This is a genomic window from Streptosporangium sp. NPDC000509 (assembly GCF_042898365.1).
Lineage (GTDB): Bacteria > Actinomycetota > Actinomycetes > Streptosporangiales > Streptosporangiaceae > Streptosporangium.
Window position 1 is genome coordinate 211,360 of sequence record NZ_JBIAYX010000008.1, and the last position, 15,574, is coordinate 226,933.

At 70.2% G+C, this 15,574-nt stretch carries 13 protein-coding genes; 5 read left to right on the forward strand and 8 right to left on the reverse strand.

Annotation, left to right across the window (positions count from 1 at the left end; genetic code table 11):
• Positions 1-19: 19 nt before the first annotated feature.
• From ACFY3D_RS16860 to ACFY3D_RS16885, 6 genes are read right to left on the reverse strand one after another with little or no spacing between them, the layout of a single operon-like run.
• The gene (locus ACFY3D_RS16860; protein WP_389980309.1) at positions 20-1,612 is read right to left on the reverse strand and encodes a SpoIIE family protein phosphatase; all 1,593 of its coding nucleotides are present in this window, start codon (positions 1,610-1,612) and stop codon (positions 20-22) included.
• Positions 1,605-3,284: an ATP-binding protein gene (locus ACFY3D_RS16865; RefSeq protein ID WP_389980311.1), complete on the reverse strand. Its 1,680-nt coding sequence runs from the start codon at positions 3,282-3,284 to the stop codon at positions 1,605-1,607. Before ACFY3D_RS16865 ends, ACFY3D_RS16860 begins: the two co-directional genes overlap by 8 nt.
• Positions 3,281-4,291 (reverse strand): ATP-binding protein, encoded by a 1,011-nt coding sequence (locus ACFY3D_RS16870; RefSeq protein WP_389980313.1) that lies wholly within the window; start codon positions 4,289-4,291, stop codon positions 3,281-3,283. The genes ACFY3D_RS16865 and ACFY3D_RS16870 overlap by 4 nt, the downstream gene beginning before the upstream one ends.
• Positions 4,279-4,680: an anti-sigma regulatory factor gene (locus ACFY3D_RS16875; RefSeq protein ID WP_389980315.1), complete on the reverse strand. Its 402-nt coding sequence runs from the start codon at positions 4,678-4,680 to the stop codon at positions 4,279-4,281. The genes ACFY3D_RS16870 and ACFY3D_RS16875 overlap by 13 nt, the downstream gene beginning before the upstream one ends.
• Positions 4,677-5,057, reverse strand: a complete 381-nt coding sequence (locus tag ACFY3D_RS16880) for an STAS domain-containing protein (RefSeq protein ID WP_389980317.1) — start codon at positions 5,055-5,057, stop codon at positions 4,677-4,679. Before ACFY3D_RS16880 ends, ACFY3D_RS16875 begins: the two co-directional genes overlap by 4 nt.
• Positions 5,057-5,932 (reverse strand): STAS domain-containing protein, encoded by an 876-nt coding sequence (locus tag ACFY3D_RS16885; RefSeq protein ID WP_389980319.1) that lies wholly within the window; start codon positions 5,930-5,932, stop codon positions 5,057-5,059. The genes ACFY3D_RS16880 and ACFY3D_RS16885 overlap by 1 nt, the downstream gene beginning before the upstream one ends.
• Before the next feature lie 860 nt (positions 5,933-6,792).
• Between ACFY3D_RS16885 and hutI the strand changes: the two genes are divergently transcribed.
• The 5 genes from hutI (at position 6,793) to holA (ending at position 14,011) form a co-directional block, all read left to right on the forward strand.
• On the forward strand, positions 6,793-8,001 hold the full coding sequence (gene hutI, locus ACFY3D_RS16890; RefSeq protein WP_350944587.1) for an imidazolonepropionase: 1,209 nt from the start codon (positions 6,793-6,795) through the stop codon (positions 7,999-8,001).
• 112 nt (positions 8,002-8,113) lie between these two features.
• Complete coding sequence (locus ACFY3D_RS16895; protein WP_389980321.1) at positions 8,114-8,983, forward strand: DegV family protein; 870 nt, start codon at positions 8,114-8,116, stop codon at positions 8,981-8,983.
• A 430-nt stretch (positions 8,984-9,413) separates the two neighbouring features.
• Positions 9,414-10,133, forward strand: coding sequence for a helix-hairpin-helix domain-containing protein (locus ACFY3D_RS16900; RefSeq protein WP_389980323.1), 720 nt, complete (start codon positions 9,414-9,416; stop codon positions 10,131-10,133).
• A 253-nt stretch (positions 10,134-10,386) separates the two neighbouring features.
• Positions 10,387-12,861, forward strand: a complete 2,475-nt coding sequence (locus ACFY3D_RS16905) for a ComEC/Rec2 family competence protein (protein WP_389980325.1) — start codon at positions 10,387-10,389, stop codon at positions 12,859-12,861.
• 178 nt (positions 12,862-13,039) lie between these two features.
• Positions 13,040-14,011 carry a DNA polymerase III subunit delta gene (gene holA, locus ACFY3D_RS16910; RefSeq protein ID WP_350944580.1) on the forward strand — a complete coding sequence of 324 codons (972 nt, stop codon included), beginning with the start codon at positions 13,040-13,042 and terminating at the stop codon, positions 14,009-14,011.
• A gap of 116 nt (positions 14,012-14,127) precedes the next feature.
• Here holA and rpsT read toward each other — a convergent pair whose 3' ends face one another.
• Together rpsT and ACFY3D_RS16920 are read right to left on the reverse strand one after the other, a co-directional pair.
• Positions 14,128-14,400, reverse strand: coding sequence for a 30S ribosomal protein S20 (gene rpsT / locus ACFY3D_RS16915; RefSeq protein ID WP_362501329.1), 273 nt, complete (start codon positions 14,398-14,400; stop codon positions 14,128-14,130).
• 168 nt (positions 14,401-14,568) lie between these two features.
• Entirely contained in the window at positions 14,569-15,570 is a 1,002-nt protein-coding gene (locus tag ACFY3D_RS16920) for a hypothetical protein (RefSeq protein ID WP_350944577.1), read from the reverse strand.
• Positions 15,571-15,574 lie beyond the last annotated feature (4 nt).

The window sequence follows — 15,574 nt, forward strand, 5'->3', positions numbered from 1 at the left end:
GCCGCCTCCCGGACGTCGTTCAGCGCTTCTCGCGCCGGAACATCACCAGCGCCACGTCGTCCTCCCTGGCACCGAACCGCTCGATCAGCCGGTCGCAAAAGGCCTCCTGGTCTCCCTCCAGGCTCTCCGCCAGGTGCCGTACGATCTCCAGGCTCTCGTCGAGCAGCTTGTCGCGATCCTCGATGAGCCCGTCGGTGAACAGCAGCACCGAGGCTCCCTCGGGGATGTTCACCCGGTCGACCCGGTAGGTCTCCTCGGCCACCCCCAGCAGGAGGTTGCCCAGAGCGTGGTAGCGGGCGTGGCCGTCCGCGATGACGAGAGGCGGGATGTGTCCCGCGTTCGAGATCTCCATCTCCCCGGTCACCGGATCGATCAGGAACAGGGCGACGGTGGCGGTCATGCCGGGGTGGTAGCGCCGCAGCACGTTGTTGAGCAGCGCCATCGACGTGCCGAGATCCTGGTCGTCGATGACGGAGGCACGCAGCGCGTGGCGCAACTCCGCCATGACGGTGGCGGCGAGCAGCGAGTGCCCCTGGACGTCGCCGATGGCGATGAGCACCCGGTGGTCCATCCGCAGGACCTCGTAGAAGTCACCGCCGACCTCGACGTTGTCGACCGCGGGCTGGTACCGCCAGCTGATCGCGATTCCGGGGATCTCGGGGATCCGGGCCGGCAGCAGACTGCGCTGCAGGGTGAGGGCGATCGCGTGCTCCTCGGCGTACGCCCGCAGCGCGTCCACGGCGAGGGCGAGGGCCTGGCCGAGCTGGCGCAGCACGTTGGACTCGTCGGGGTCGAGCGGCGGCGTCTCCACCACCCCGAGATAGACGGCGGGCCTGCCCAGCTTGGTGCGGCAGATCACCGCCGAGACGTCACCGTCGAGCGTCGCGTCGGGCATCAGCTCCATCCACTCGGCGGCCGGCACCGTGAGGACCTGGGTGCCCGCGGCGGCACCCAGGGACATCGCGCTCAGCCTGGGCAGCGTGTCCGGCGCCGCAACCTTGGCCTGGGCGACGTTGTCCGAAGGAGTCGCGGCGAACCTTCGGGTCCGGCCGTCGGGGGGCAGGGCGAGCGCGCCCGCGTGCCGCCCCAGGATCCGTGAGGTTCCCTCGACGGCCGTGGCGAGGAGCTCGTCGAACGTCTCGGCGGAGTTCATCGAGAGCGTGACCTCGGTGAGGGCGGCGAGTCGTCCGGCCATCAGCTCGGCCCGCTGCCGGGCACGGTAGTAGCGCAGCGTGGCCTCGACCGTCGCGGCGAACTCGTCCGGCTCGACCGGCTCCGCCAGATAGGCATCCGCCCCGCGTTCGAGCCCCTGGGCCCGGTCGGCGGGGGTGATCGCGGCCCCGGAGATCTGGATGACCGGGATGGAGGACGTCGCCGGATCCGCCTTGATCTGCTCGCAGACCTCGTAGCCGCTGATGTCGGGCAGCCGTACGTCCAGGACGACGAGGTCGGGGAGGAGCTCCCGCACCTTGGCGAGTGCCTCCATGCCGCCGGTGGCCTGCACGACCTGGTGACCCGAGCGCCGCAGCCAGCTCGACAGGATGTACAGCTTGGTCGGGGTGTCGTCCACGACCAGTACGGTCGCCTCCTTCCTCACCGTGCTCCTAGTCATCGACGTGTCCGAGGGCGCTCTCGATCGCCTCCAGCAGGGTGTCGCGGCGGAGGCCGTGCTTGGGGACCATCATGTGCGCCCTCTCGGGGACCTGGCGCGCCGTGGCGACGGTCACGACGATCACCGGCACCTTGCGCAGCCGCTCGTCGTCGGACATCCGCAGCATCAGCGCGGTGCCGTCGAGCCGGGGCATCAGCAGGTCCACCAAGGCGACGTCGGGTGGGTTCTCCTCCATCATCTCCAGGGCTCTCAGGCCGTCGGAGGCCTCGTCGATGTGGGCGGCGAATCCGGTGAGCATCCGGCGCACGACGGCGCGGAACTCCTCGTCGTCGTCCACGACGAGCAACCGGTCGACCACGGGGGCCCCGTCGTGCCGGTAGGGCAGCCTCAGGGTGGCCGTGGTGCCGGAGCCCGCGACGCTGGTCAGGTGCAGCCCGCCGCCCATCGCTTCGGCCAGCCGACGCGCGTACGGCAGGCCGAGCCCGGTCCCCTTGCTCCGCACCTGGATCGGTCCGGGAACCTGGAAGAACTCCTCGAAGACGCGCTCCAGATGCTCCTCGGGCACGCCTATCCCCGTGTCGGTCACGGTGAAGACCAGATCCTGGGTGGTCTCGTCGAGCCTCGCCTCCAGCTTGACCTCGCCCTGCTCGGTGAACTTCAGTCCGTTGGTGAGCAGGTTGCGCAGGATCCGGGTGAGCATCACCTCGTCCACCATCATCTCCGTCGGAGCCTGCGAGACCTCCACGGTGAGCCGCACCCCGTCGTGGCCGGTGGTGGGGCGCAACGTCATGCGCAGCCGTTCGGCCAGGGCCGTCAGATCGACCATGGAGGGCTGAGGGTCGAGCCTGCCCGCCTCGGCCTTCGCCATGTCGAGCAACTCGCTCACCAGCGACAGGAGCGTCTCCGCGGAGGAACCGATGAGGTTGATCTGGTGGAGCTGCTCGTCGGCGAGAGGGTCCCCGCCGGGGCCCACCAGGAGGCGGACCAGGCCGATGATCGAGTTGAGGGGGGTGCGCAGCTCGTGGCTGACGGTGGCCCAGAACCTGTTCTTCGCGTCGCTCGCCGCCCGGAGTTGCGCGGACTTCTCGTCCAGCTCCGCGTAGAGCGCCACGACGCCGCGGTTGGTCTCCTCCAACTCCTCCGACAGCTGGTTGTAGAGCGCGAGCACTCCCCGGTTGGTCTCCTGCAGTTCGGTGTTGAGCTGCAGGACCTCCTCCAGGGTCTCGGCGAGTTCGCGGTTCTGCCTGCGCAGCTCGTCGAGGGCCGTCGTGGGCGCGGCCGCGGCGAGCCTGGCGCGGATCTCCTCCGCCGAGAATCTCGGCTTGCGGCCCTGCGGGAGCCGTTTGACCATGCTTATTCTTCCCTCGGCGGAATCGAGCTCGATGCGGTCGACGAGACGCCCCGCGAGGGTCATGCCGTCGGAAGGACGGAAGTCGGCCTTCGAGAAGTCGACCGCGATGAGCAGGGCGTCCCGCTCCAGCCGGAAGGCGACGAAGGCGTCGCTCCCCGCCTCCACGAGTTCTCTGCCGATCTCGCTCAGCGCGGTGGCCACCCGGATCTGGTCCTGGGTCTCCATCCCGACGTTCTCCGCCACCTCACGGCCCAGCTTGCGCATGGCGAAGACATCCTGGTCGTCCCGGACATGGATCTGGATCAGCTCGTCCCCGGTCATGTGCCCGGCCTGACGGCGACCACGCAGGCGTCGTCCCTGCGGGTCCCGGCCTCACGCAGCAGCGTGCCGGCGACGACGGAGGGAAGGCGTGTGACAAGACCCGGATAGGAGGTGATGTTCCACCGCTCGGACAGACCGTCGGAGTGGAGCAGGACGACGCTGTGCGGTGGCAGGACGTACTCGTACTGGCGCAGCGTCCTGGCCTTGTGACCGGCGATGCCGGGAACCGAGATCATCCCCTGACGGCCGTCGTTGTGGGCGATCCACGCGGAGACGTTGCCGAGGCCGGCGAAGCTCACCGTGCCGGCTGCGCCGTCGACACGGGCCACGGCGACCGCGCCGCCCCTGGTGTGGCCGAGACCGGCGTGGATGCGTTCCAGGGCGGTGATCGGGGCGAGGTCGGTGTGCCGCAGGAACAGCCGTGCCGCCTCCTGGGAGGCATGGGCGGCCGCGGGGCCGTGGCCGAGGCCGTCACAGAGCATCACGGTCGTCACGGCGCCGTCATCGGTGATCACGAACGCGTCGCCGCAGACGGTCTCGTCGCCGATCGGGCGGGTGAGGCCGCTCACCCGGCACCGGGGCCGAGGGGCGCCCTGCGCGACGAAGTACATACCGAGCACGGTGCCCCGGCCGGGCATGGAGTGAACCTCGTATCCACTCGCCATCCTGGCGATGCCCCCCAGGCCGATGCCGAGGGTGCCGGTGGTGGAGTAGCCGTCGCGCAGGGCACGGGAGACGTCCCGCATTCCCGGCCCCTGGTCGATCGCGAGGACCTCCACCGCCGAGTCCAGTTCCAGATGGGGGCGAATCAGCATGACCCCGTTGGTCGCGTGCTTGACCAGGTTCGAGGCGGCCTCGCTCACCGCGACGGCGACCCGTCCGCTGTCCTCCTCGCTGAATCCCCTCGCCTCGGCGAGTGTCACGGCGGTACGGCGAAGGGCGCCGATCGCGCTGGCGTCCTCGGCCCTCACCCAGTTGTCACGCTGGGAGTGGATCAGCGCGCCCATTTCGTCACCGTGATCAACGTTCCCTCACCGGGAGTCGATTCGAGGTCGAACTCGTCGACCAGGCGACGCGAACCACTGAGGCCGAGCCCCAGGCCTCCGCCGGTGGTCCACCCGTCGGTCAGTGCCTGCTCGATGTCCGAGATGCCGGGGCCGTTGTCGCTGAAGACCATCCGCAGGCCCCGCCGCATGCCCTTGTGGACGACCTCGACCCGTACCTGCCCGCCTCCCGCGTAGACCAGGGCGTTGCGGGCCAGCTCACTGGCCGCGGTCACCACCTTGGTCTGGTCGACCAGGGAGAGGCCCACGTCCACCGCGACGGTCCTGACGTGCTGGCGGACCAGCACGACGTCGCCGTTGGCGTTGATGGGCAGTTCCTTCGCGGTTGTCACCGGGAGGCCTCGGAGTGCTGGAGTTCTTCGATCTGGTTCAGCAGCGCGACGCCCTTCTCGAGGTTGAGCGCCGTGCGTACGCCGCCGAGGGAGAGGCCGAGCTCGACGAGGGTGATCGCGACCGCCGGTCGCATGCCGACGACGATCGTCTCGGCGTCGAGCATGCGGGAGATCGCCGCGATGGTGGCGAGCATCCGGCCGATGAAGGAGTCGACGATCTCCACGGCGGTGATGTCGATGATCACCCCGCGCGCGCCGGTCTCGACGACCTTCTCCGACAGGTCCTCCTGCAGGGCGAGCACGCTCATGTCCTGCAGGTCGATCTGGATGGAGACGATCAGGATGTCGCCGAGTTTGAGGATGGGAACGCGATCCATCAGCCCTCCACCGTCCGCACGGCGATGCGGGACGCCCCGCCCTTGACGAATTTGACGCCGCTCGCCCGCAGTGTGTGGGCCAGCGCGTCGGCGAGGGTGGCCTTGGTCACGATGTCACCGAACTCGATGCCCAGGGTGACGATGGTGTGCGCGATCTGCGGGCGGATACCGGAGATCACGCACTCGGCACCCATCAGCCGGGCCGCCACCACGGTCTTGAGCAGGTGCTGGGCGACCTCCGTGTCGACGGCGGGGACCCCCGTGATGTCGATGACCGCGTGCTCGGAGCCGGTGTCGACGAGCGTCTGGAGCAGCTTCTCCATCACGACCTGGGTCCTGGCGGAGTCGAGCGTACCGACCAACGGCACCGCGACGATGCCCTCCCAGAGTTTGACCACCGGGGTGGACAGCTCCAGCAACTGCTCCGCCTGGTCAATGATGATCTTCTCCCTGGCCGCCGCGTAGCTCTCCATGGTGAAGAGGCCGAGGTCGTCGATTACCCGGGAGAACCAGATGAAACCTCGCACGGCCTCGGGGGAGCCGTCATTCTCGACGACCTCGTAGAGGGCCTCCTTCAGCCCGAAGACCAGGGTCGCGGTCTCGGTGGGGGTGAACCCCTGGCGGGCACGGTCCCGGGAGAGTTCGGAGAGCAGGCCGTGCAGGTCACTGAGGTCTCCGGAGTCCCCGAAGGACTGACGCAGCGCCTGGGAGAGCTCGCGCAACTGATCGGCGAGCTTTCCGCTCTCCGCATGGTCCCCGATGGACGAACGGGCGATCTCAAGCCAGCGCTTGAAGACGCGTGCCTCGTGCTCCTGGAAAAGTTCTTCGATGCGACGCCGACCGGCGTCCGCGTGGACGGACAAGGCAACTCCCATGCGTACGACCTGAAGACAGCTCGCACGAAAGGCTACATGGAACGTCCTGCTTACGACCCTTTTTGGGGGTTTGGTGGGCCGCCTGTGGTCAGATCCTCGAGGGGAGCGACGAGGTTGGACGGCCTGTGCGCTGTATCACATCGCGAGGTCCCGCGAGCTCCTCGGACGTCATCATCCTGGAGTGTGTGCCCATAGGGAGCATTGGAGGCGAGGGCGTCGGAGATCGCGGGTGACCGTGGGATCGCCGTCACGCCCGCGGTGCCGGCCCGCGGGCAGGTGGGGAGGGTCGCCGGGAGGGCGCGTTTTGAGTCTCTCGAGTTCCAATTTAGAGTGGTGGCGAACCGCATTTCAATGGCAGAACTTGCGTCCGACAGCCTGTGGTGGCTGCACTGTGAGAGTGCGAAAACGTACAAAAGCCTCAAAAGTTGCAGTGGTCGCCCAAGGTTTAGATTGCTACCATAAGGCAAATCTAGCGAGATGTTATGACGCAAGTTGCTCTGGTGACTACTGTTACGAGCGATGAAGAAGTAGTCTGAGCTGTGGAAAGTTGTTCGACGCCACGCGTGACCGTCGAGCCGGCGGGTGAGGTGCGGTCGCGGAGGGGCGGCGTTCTTCCCAATTAGCCTGTACAGCGGGCTGACTTGTGAAATAACGTAACTGAACTGAAATCGCCCGATCATGATCCCGGCGATACTGTCGCCGCACAACAGACACGCGGATGAGAGCAGGAGACCCCCGATGCCGTCCGGACTCACAGCGGGCTCGAAGGGTGCGGTGCTCGGCGCCGCGCGGAGCGGCCCGCCCCGTCCGGGTGCGGTCCTCCTCCAGGTGTCTTCCCCTGAACACAAGGCGGTGATGCGATGACGGTCCGCCTCCTGACCAACATCGGCCGGCTCTGGACCGGAAACGACGTGTTCAGCAACGCGGCGATTCTCGTCCACAACGACCGGATCGCCTGGGTCGGTCGCGCCGCGGATCTTCCGCAGAGCGTGCCCGGTGTCGTCGACGACATCGTCGACGTCGACCACGTCGAGAACCTGGGCGGCGCGCTGGTCACCCCCGGTCTGATCGACGCGCACACCCACCCGGTCTACGCGGGAAACCGCTACGCCGAGATGGCGATGCGCTCCAGCGGTTCCACCCCCTCCGCGATCACCGCGGCGGGCGGCGGCATCGGCTCCACCGTGACGGTCACCCGAGGCACCGACCCCTGGACGCTCTGCAACGGCGTCCGTGAGCGACTCCGTGAATGGCTGCTCAGCGGCACCACCACCATCGAGGCCAAGACCGGCTATCACCTCACCCGTGACGGTGAGCTGGCCGACGTGCGGCTCCTGCGCGAGCTGGAGAAAGAGCCGATGATGCCGCGGGTCCACGTGACCTTCATGGCCGCGCACGTCGTCCCGCCCGAATACTTCGGCCGCCAGCGCGACTACGTCGAGGCGGTGGGTTCCTGGTGCGCCGACGCCGCCGCGGCGGGAGCCGACGGTGTCGACGTCTACTGCGACGAGGGCCACTTCACCGCGGAGGAGGCCCGCTGGGTCCTCGCCTCCGGGCGCAACGTCGGCCTGCTGCCGCGCGTGCACGCCGGCGCCTACAGCCGGCGCGGCGCCGTTCAGCTCGCCGCCGAACTCGGTTGCGCCTCCGCCGACCTGCTCCACCACACCACCGACGAGGACATCGCGATCCTGGCCCGCTACGGTGTCCCCGCCGTGGTCTGCCCCGGGACCGCCCTCCAGCGTGGCAGCCTGCCCCCGGTCCGCCGGATGCTCGCCCAGGGGGTCACCGTGGCTCTCGGCAGTGACCACAATCCGGGCCACTGCGGCATCACCTCGATGTCCCTGGTCATCAGCCTCGCCGTCGCGGCCTTCGGCATGAGTGTCGGCGACGCCCTCCGAGCCGCCACCCTCGGCGGCGCCACGGTCCTCGGCGCCCCCGACCGCGGCGTCCTCGCTCCCGGCCGCCTGGCCGACATCGTCCAGTGGGACGCCGACCACGAGGGCGCCTTCGCCTGGTCCTTCGGCCTCAAGCCTCGCCGGGTCTGGCGCGGCGGCACCCCCGTCCAGTAGAGCCCTCCCTCCTCCCTCCGGCGGGTCCGCACTCGAAACCCTCACCCGCCGGATCCCTCCTGGGCATCGACCCCGTCTCCTTCGTGTGATCTCCTCCACGTAGCCTCTGGACATGCCCGCACCGGTCGCCGTCATCACGGACTCCACCGCCTACCTCCCGCAGGAGGAGGTCTCCCGCCTGGGAGTCGTCGTGGTGCCCCTCCAGGTGGTCGTCGGCGGCAGGTCGTTCGACGACATGGCGTGGACCGACGGCGCGGGCAGCGAGGACGTGCTGAGGGAACGAGGCCGGGTGACGACCTCCAGGCCCGCCCCGCGACGTTTCACCGATGTCTACCGCGAAGCGGCGGCCCGGGGCGCGAGCGGTATCGTCTCCGTCCACCTGTCGGCGGAGTTGTCCGGTACGGTCGAGGCCGCCCGCGCGGGAGCCGAGGACTCTCCCGTTCCCGTCGACGTCGTCGACAGCAGGTCCATCGCCATGGGTCTCGGATTCCCCGTCCTCGCGGCCGCGAGCGCCGCCGCCCGGGGCGCGCCCCGGACAGAGGTGGCGGACGTCGCCCGTCGCCGGGCGGAGTCGGCCCGCAGCCTCTTCTACGTCGACACCCTGGAGCATCTCCGCAGGGGAGGCCGGATCGGCGCCGCGGAGACCCTCCTCGGCTCGGCGCTGATGATCAAACCGATCCTGCACATATCCGATGGGATGATCGTCCCGTTGGAGAAGGTCCGTACGGCGAGTCGTGCCATCTCCCGCCTCGAAGACCTCGCGGTCGAGGCCGCGGGCACGGGCCCGGTGGAGATCGCCGTTCAGCATCTCGGCGCACGGTCCCGCGCGGAAGTCCTGGCCGCACGCCTGCAGGGACGTATTTCCGCACTCACCGAGGTCGTCGTCGTCGAGGTCGGCTCGGTCATCGGCGCCCATGTCGGCCCCGGCATGCTGGGCATCACCGTCTCCTCTCGTGAGCCTCTGACGTCTTCGGGGTCCTGACGTCTCCGATTCGGAGCCGACGTCTCCGAATTCGTGACAGCGACAGCGGGGACACACGGGACGCCCGCAGATGTCTTTCGCCCGTGGCTCTCTGCGCTTGCACGTCTTTGCGTTCGCACCTCTCTGCGCTCGCAGGTCTCCGGGCCTTCGGTGTCCCACACGCCGATCAGATGACCGGCGTCCCCCCTCCGTCGCGCGATCTTCCGGTTATCCACAGAACCAGATTCGGTGAAAGTTCGCTCGCCGCCGCCACCGTAACGTCCTGCGGGTGCGGACCACAGGCCAGAACATCGAGCGGTTCCAAGCCGAGTCGCGGCTGAGGATCCTGACAGGGTGCGGATCATCCGCCCCCGCCCCCCTGCTCTCGCCACGCCGTCCGGGCGGTATACCGCGCCGGGGCCGGCACGCGCGGCCCGGCGTTCATGACGGGATGGAGGATGTCGTCCACGACAGCCCCGCCTCGCGCTTGCGTTCGGCACCGATCCCCCCGTCCTTCGAGGCGCTTCGCAAGGTCGTGGCCATCCAGAGCCCCGCGCTCGTGCCCGGCCGTCCCGGGCTGCGTCTCCTGCTGCTTGTCGCCCTGATCGCCCTCGTCATGGGAGGCGTGTACGCCTGGCGGTCCCAACCGGAGCCCGAGCCCCTGGCACCACCTGTGCCGGTCTCCGGGCCACCGCTGTCGGCGCCCGCCACCGCTCCACGCCGGCAGTCCGCGCCGCTCACCGGACTCACCGTTCACGTGACGGGTAAGGTCCGGCGTCCCGGAGTGCTCACGTTGCCGGACGGTTCCCGGGTCGCCGACGCGGTCAAGGCGGCCGGGGGCATCCGTGGGGCGGCCGCCACGGGATCCCTCAACCTCGCGCGCAGGCTCGTCGACGGCGAACAGATCGTCGTCGGCCCCTCCGGCGCGGCCGTCGTCGCGGCGGCGCCCAACCCGGTGAATCCCGTGGATCCCGCCACCGCCGTCGTCGACCTCAACACGGCCACCCCCGAGCAGCTTGAGCGGTTACCGGGCGTTGGTGAGGTGCTCGCCCGGCGCATCGCCGAATATCGCGACGCCCACGGTGGTTTCCGCACCGTCGAGGAGCTTCGCGACGTGAGCGGGATAGGCGACCGTAAGTACGCCGAGATGCGCGACAAGGTCCGTGTCTGACGCGCCGACGGCGAGGGAGGTCGTGACACGGCTCGTCACGGCCATCACGGCAGCCGGCTCCGATGGCCCTCCCCGCCGCGATGTCGCCGCTCTTCGGAGTCTCGGGGGACCGTGCGGACCGGAGGAGACCATCGGCTCCGGCGGTCCCCGACGGTCCGCCGACCCCGGTCATTCCCGAGGTGCGGCAGGCTCGGGCGGGCAGGGAGGCCCGGAGGGTTCCGGCAAGGGAAGGCGCGCACATGCCGCTCAGCTGGTGCTGCCGGCGGCGGCCTCATGGATCACCGCCCTCGTCCTGCTGGGCTGCTCGGCTGTGACCGGTGCCGTGACGGCCGGTCTCATGGCCGCAGGTGCTCTGGCGATGGCCGTCATGCCCCGGCCACCGGGAGTGGCGGGCCGGCGAAACGCGATGATCGCGGTCCTTGGGTGCGCGGCCGCGGTGGCGGGATCGGTGGCCTTCCGGGTGCACGCGGTCGGTACGGGACCGATCGCCGAGCTCGCGGGAGGAAACGCCCTGGCGGTGGCCGAGGTGGTGGTGACCGACGACCCGCGGGAGACGGGCAGGAGGGGAGGGCCTTCCCTCCGGGAGAGCTTCGTGGTGCCCGCCCGGGTCGAGTCGGTCGGTACGGGAGCGGGCAGGGTGGTGCTGCGGGCTCCGGTGGTGCTGTTCGTCTCGGGCGCCGAGTGGCGCTTCCTGCTGCCCAGCCAGCGAGTGGAGGTCACCGGTCGCTTCGGCCGGGCCGGCCCCGGAGAGTTGCTCGCGGCGGTGGTGCTGGTCAGAGGGGCACCGCGAGTGTTGAGCGGGCCGTCCTGGGAGCAGCGCGCGGCCGGCGCGCTCAGGTCGGGATTGCGGGAGGCGGCCGACGTGTTGCCTCCGGCGCAGCGCGGACTGCTGCCCGGCCTGGTGGTCGGTGACGTGTCCCGGATGGACGAGCAGGTCAAGGCCGACTTCAAGGCGGCAGGCCTCAGCCATCTGCTCGCGGTCTCCGGCGCGAACCTCGCCGTCGTGGCGGGGGCGGCGGTCGCGCTGGCCAGAATGGCCGGGCTGCCCCTCGCGGCGCGGGCGGTGCTGGCGATGTCGGCCATGGTCGCCTTCGCGGTCGTCGCCCGGCCCTCGCCGAGCGTGCTCAGGGCACTCCTGATGGGTGGAGTCGCCGCCCTCGCCCTCGGCACGGGCCGCTCGCGTGACGGTGTCGCCGCCCTGTCGGTGACGGTCCTGGGGTTGATCTTCTTCGTTCCCGGTCTCGCGCGTTCCTACGGTTTCGCCCTGTCGGTCGCGGCCACCGCGGGCATCCTGGTCCTCGCTCCCGGCTGGCGCGACCGGCTCTCGGCCCGCATGCCCCGATGGCTCGCTGAGGCGACCGCGGTGGCCGCCGCGGCTCAGGCCGCTGTGACCCCCGTCCTGGTCCTGATGTCGGGGCAGCTCGCGCCGGTGGCGATTCCCGCCAACCTGCTCGCGGGACCGGCCGTCGCCCCCGCCACCCTGCTCGGCTTCGCGGTGGCCTTGATCGCCCCGCTGCACATGGGGCTCGCCCAGTTGCTGGTCCGGCCGGCGGGGCTGGCCACCGGATGGATCATCGAGGTGGCCGCGCACGCCGCCGGACTCCCACTGGGCGTGATCCCGTGGCCGGGCGGCGTCACCGGCCTGCTCCTGCTGGCCGCCGCCGTCCCGCTCGCGGTGCTGGTGCTGCGACATCGGCGGTCACGCCTGATCGCCCTCGCGGCCATGGCCGGGCTGGTTCTCGCCGTGACGGTGGCCGCGCCGATCGTGGCACGCTGGCCGCCTCGCGGATGGTTGCTCCTGGCCTGTGACGTCGGTCAGGGAGACGCGTTGCTCGTCGCGGCGGGACCGGGGCGGGCCGTGGTGGTGGACGCGGGCCCCGACCCGGTGCGGATGGACCGCTGCCTGCGCTCCATGGGGATCAAAGAGGTGCCGCTGGTCATTCTCACCCATCCGCATCTCGACCATGTGGGAGGACTCGACGGGGTCTTTCGCGGACGCGTCGTGGGGGCGGTGGTGGTGACCCCGCACGATGCCGGAGGGTACGAGGGGAGGAGGCTGAGCGACGCCCTCGCCCGTCGCCATGTGGTCGAGTGGGCGGCGAGGCCCGGCGTGAGCTGGTGTTTCGGGCCTTCCGAACTCACCGTCATCGGCCCGGCGGCCGAAGCGTCCCCGCCCGGCGCGGGGGAGGGGGCGGCCGTCAACAACGCGAGCATCGTGGTGCACGTCCGCTGGGCCGTGGGGGCGGCCCTGCTCAGCGGCGACATCGAGACCGAGGCCCAGGCGGAGTTGCTCCGGCGCGGCCTGCCGTCCGCCGAGATCCTCAAGGTTCCGCACCACGGATCGGGCAGGCACGACCCGGGCTTCCTCGCCGCCTCCGGTGTCCGCGCCGCTCTGATCAGCGTGGGGGCGGACAACGGCTACGGCCACCCCGCCCCGTCGACCCTGGCCGCGCTGCGCCGGCTCGGCGCCCGCGTCTACCGAACGGATCTGTCGGGAGACCTCGCCGTGGTGGTCCGCGAGGGGGCTCTGGCCGTCATCGCGAGGGGGGCGGAGACTCGTTCGCGGGCGGCGCGGGGCGTCCGGGCCGAGGTGGGCAGGCTGGTGGGCAGGCTTCCGGGTCCGGTCGCGCCGGTGCGGATCAGTTCCCGCTTCCGGCCTGGCGGCGGAACTCGGTGTCCACATCGGCGGCGTAGACCGACCGGCTGCAGCGCGCGCAACGGTACATGATCGGGCCCTCGTCGAGGGATGTTCCGCAGCGAGGGCAGGCGTGTCGGCGAATGGTGGAGTTTGTCATGGTTCTCACCTCCTCTGGTGTTTCCCAGGGTGCCCGGTGGCACCTGCATTTCGATTGCGAACGGCTTGCCGACGGCCCAGCCGGTCACCGAGACGTGGCATGCTGCTCGACATGGCGGCAATCGATCCGGCACCCGTGATCCTGATCCTCGGCGACGAGGAACTCCTGGCCGACCGCGCGGTGAGCGAGGTGACCTCGGCGGCGAAGGCGGCCGATCCGACCGCCGAGGTGCACGACCTCCCCGGCTCGAAGATGGAGCTCGGGGAGCTCACCCGCATGACGTCGCCCTCGCTGTTCGGCGAGAGGTCCGTGGTGGTCGTCCGCTCGGCCCAGGACCTCGGCAAGGACGTCATCGCCGAGGTCGTCTCCTACGCGGCGCACCCGGCGGACGAGACCGTGCTCGTCCTCGTCCATCCGGGAGGAGTGAAGGGCAAGGCTCTGGTCGACGGGGTCAAGAAGGCCGGTGCCCAGGTGGTCTCCGTCACCAAGGTGACCAAACCGGCCGAGCGTCTCGCGTTCGTCAAGGCGGAGCTGAAGCGGGCCGGGCGCACCATCGGGGCCGACGCCGCCTCCGCCCTCCTCGACGCCGTGGGCAACGACCTGCGCGAGCTGGCCGCCGCGTGCAGCCAGCTCGCCTTCGACACCCCCGGCAAGACGATCGACGAGGCCGCCGTCGCGCGCTACCACCGGGGCAGGGCCGAGGTGAGCGGTTTCACCGTGGCGGACTCGGCGGTCGAGGGGCGGCTGGGCGACGCCCTGGAGCAGCTGCGCTGGGCGCTCTCGACCGGTACGGCCCCCGTCCTGCTGGTGAGCGCGCTCGCCGGGGGCCTGCGCTCGCTGGCCAAGGTGGGAGGCGCTCCCCGCAATCTCCGGGGTGGTCAGCTCGCCAGCCATCTCGGCATGCCGCCCTGGAAGATCGACCGGGTCCAGCGGCAGCTGAACGGCTGGGGGCCCGAAGGGCTCGCCCGTGCCATCCAGGCGGCCGCCACAGCCGATGCGCAGGTGAAGGGCGGCGGGGCCGACCCCGCGTACGCGCTGGAGCACATGGTCCAGACCGTGGTCGCCAGTCGCACGGGGCGTTAGGCGGATACGGGCGAGAGGAGCCCGGGACCGCCGGGAACCGAAGCCGCCGAGGCGGGACGGCGTGAAACGCAGAAACGCCGCATCCCTTTGGGATGCGGCGTTCGCGGAACCTGGGACTACTTGGCGGCCGACAGGGCGGCGGTGCGCTGGGCGATCGCCGACTTGCGGTTGGCGGCCTGGTTCTTGTGGATCACGCCCTTGCTGGCAGCCTTGTCCAGCTGGCGGGAGGCGGCGCGCTGCAGCGCGACAGCCTCTTCGACGTTACCCTGGTCGGCGGCCTCGCGGAACTTGCGGATGGCCGTCTTCAGGGAAGACTTGACAGCCTTGTTGCGCAGCCGGGCCTTCTCGTTCTGCCGGTTGCGCTTGATCTGGGACTTGATGTTCGCCACGAAGAAGCCTCGGTGAATGTCGTTGGATGGGGCGCGCGGGCAGAGAGGGCGCGCCACACGCAGTTGACTAGGCTACCAACTGCCGTGGTCGACACTCAAATCGACAGGCCGGGCAGAGGGATGCCTGATCAGTCTAGCGTGTGGTCCCGATGGCTCGGGCCGGAATCCTCATGGCTTGAACCAGAACTTCTCGTACTCCGCCCAGTCCTCCTTGGTGGCGGCGAAGTCGACATAGAGCGCCAGGCCGAACCGTTCGCGCGGCTTGCCGTACGAGGTCAGCGCCAGCCGGGCGCCCGTCGCCGCCTTCTCGACGCTCTCGGCCTCGTCGGCCCAGGAGACACCGTGGTCGTGATAGGCCGGGGCGCCGATCAGCACCGTCTTCTCCTCGGGGACGATCTCCAGCGCGAGCGAGGTCTGCCGTACGACGTAGCCGCCGTAGACGGTGGGGAAGGGGAGGTAGGAGTCGTAGGTCATGATCGCCACCTGGTCGGTGAGCTTCGCGACCTCGCGGAAGTAGGCGGGCGACCAGTACTTGTCGTGGCCGAGGGCCGCGCGGACGGCCGGCCGGACGAGCGGGAACGGCTCGATCTGCGGGGTCGAGGTGGAGAGCAGGCCGTCGCCCACGATCGCCCGGGTCTGGGTGAGCAGGTCGAGGAAGTCGGTGTCGCCGTCGCCGATCGGCTCGAAGTTGTAGTGGACGCCGTCGAAGCCGAGCTCCGTGATCGCACGGGCCCCCTCCAGCACACGCTGCCTGGAGGCGGCGTCGTCGAGATCCAGGACGCCGTCGACCTTCTGGCCGAGCCAGGCGGACACCCTGACCTTGGGGAGTTCCTCGCGCCACCACTTCAGGAAGTCGGCCGCCTTCGGATACGCGCCGGCGGGCAGTGTCCCGTCCGAGTCGAACGGGCCGGAATGGACGTACACGTCCTTGATCCCGGTCTTTCGCAGCCGGGCGGCGAGGGTCCGCACGTCGTCGGCCGTCTTGCGGCCGTCGACCCACGCGTGGCCCAGCCACAGGGCGTCGTGGCCGGTCGTCTTCGCCCATGGGGCGGGTGTCCCGGTAAACTGCAGGGTGAGGATGGCCACGGCCACCCCTGGAAGCGCGAGGAGCAGGGCCGCCACCGTAGCGAGGAACCGCAGGCCGCGCCGTGCTCTGGTCCGGGCAATCACCCGG

Bases quoted from the DNA above. Each gene is read 5' to 3' on its own strand.
- ACFY3D_RS16900 (WP_389980323.1), top strand. From the start codon at position 9,414: ATGGAGGATGTCGTCCACGACAGCCCCGCCTCGCGCTTGCGTTCGGCA.
- ACFY3D_RS16885 (WP_389980319.1), bottom strand. From the start codon at position 5,932: ATGGGAGTTGCCTTGTCCGTCCACGCGGACGCCGGTCGGCGTCGCATC.
- hutI (WP_350944587.1), top strand. From the start codon at position 6,793: ATGACGGTCCGCCTCCTGACCAACATCGGCCGGCTCTGGACCGGAAAC.
- holA (WP_350944580.1), top strand. From the start codon at position 13,040: ATGGCGGCAATCGATCCGGCACCCGTGATCCTGATCCTCGGCGACGAG.
- ACFY3D_RS16895 (WP_389980321.1), top strand. From the start codon at position 8,114: ATGCCCGCACCGGTCGCCGTCATCACGGACTCCACCGCCTACCTCCCG.
- ACFY3D_RS16880 (WP_389980317.1), bottom strand. From the start codon at position 5,057: ATGGATCGCGTTCCCATCCTCAAACTCGGCGACATCCTGATCGTCTCC.
- ACFY3D_RS16865 (WP_389980311.1), bottom strand. From the start codon at position 3,284: ATGACCGGGGACGAGCTGATCCAGATCCATGTCCGGGACGACCAGGAT.
- ACFY3D_RS16860 (WP_389980309.1), bottom strand. From the start codon at position 1,612: ATGACTAGGAGCACGGTGAGGAAGGAGGCGACCGTACTGGTCGTGGAC.
- ACFY3D_RS16870 (WP_389980313.1), bottom strand. From the start codon at position 4,291: ATGGGCGCGCTGATCCACTCCCAGCGTGACAACTGGGTGAGGGCCGAG.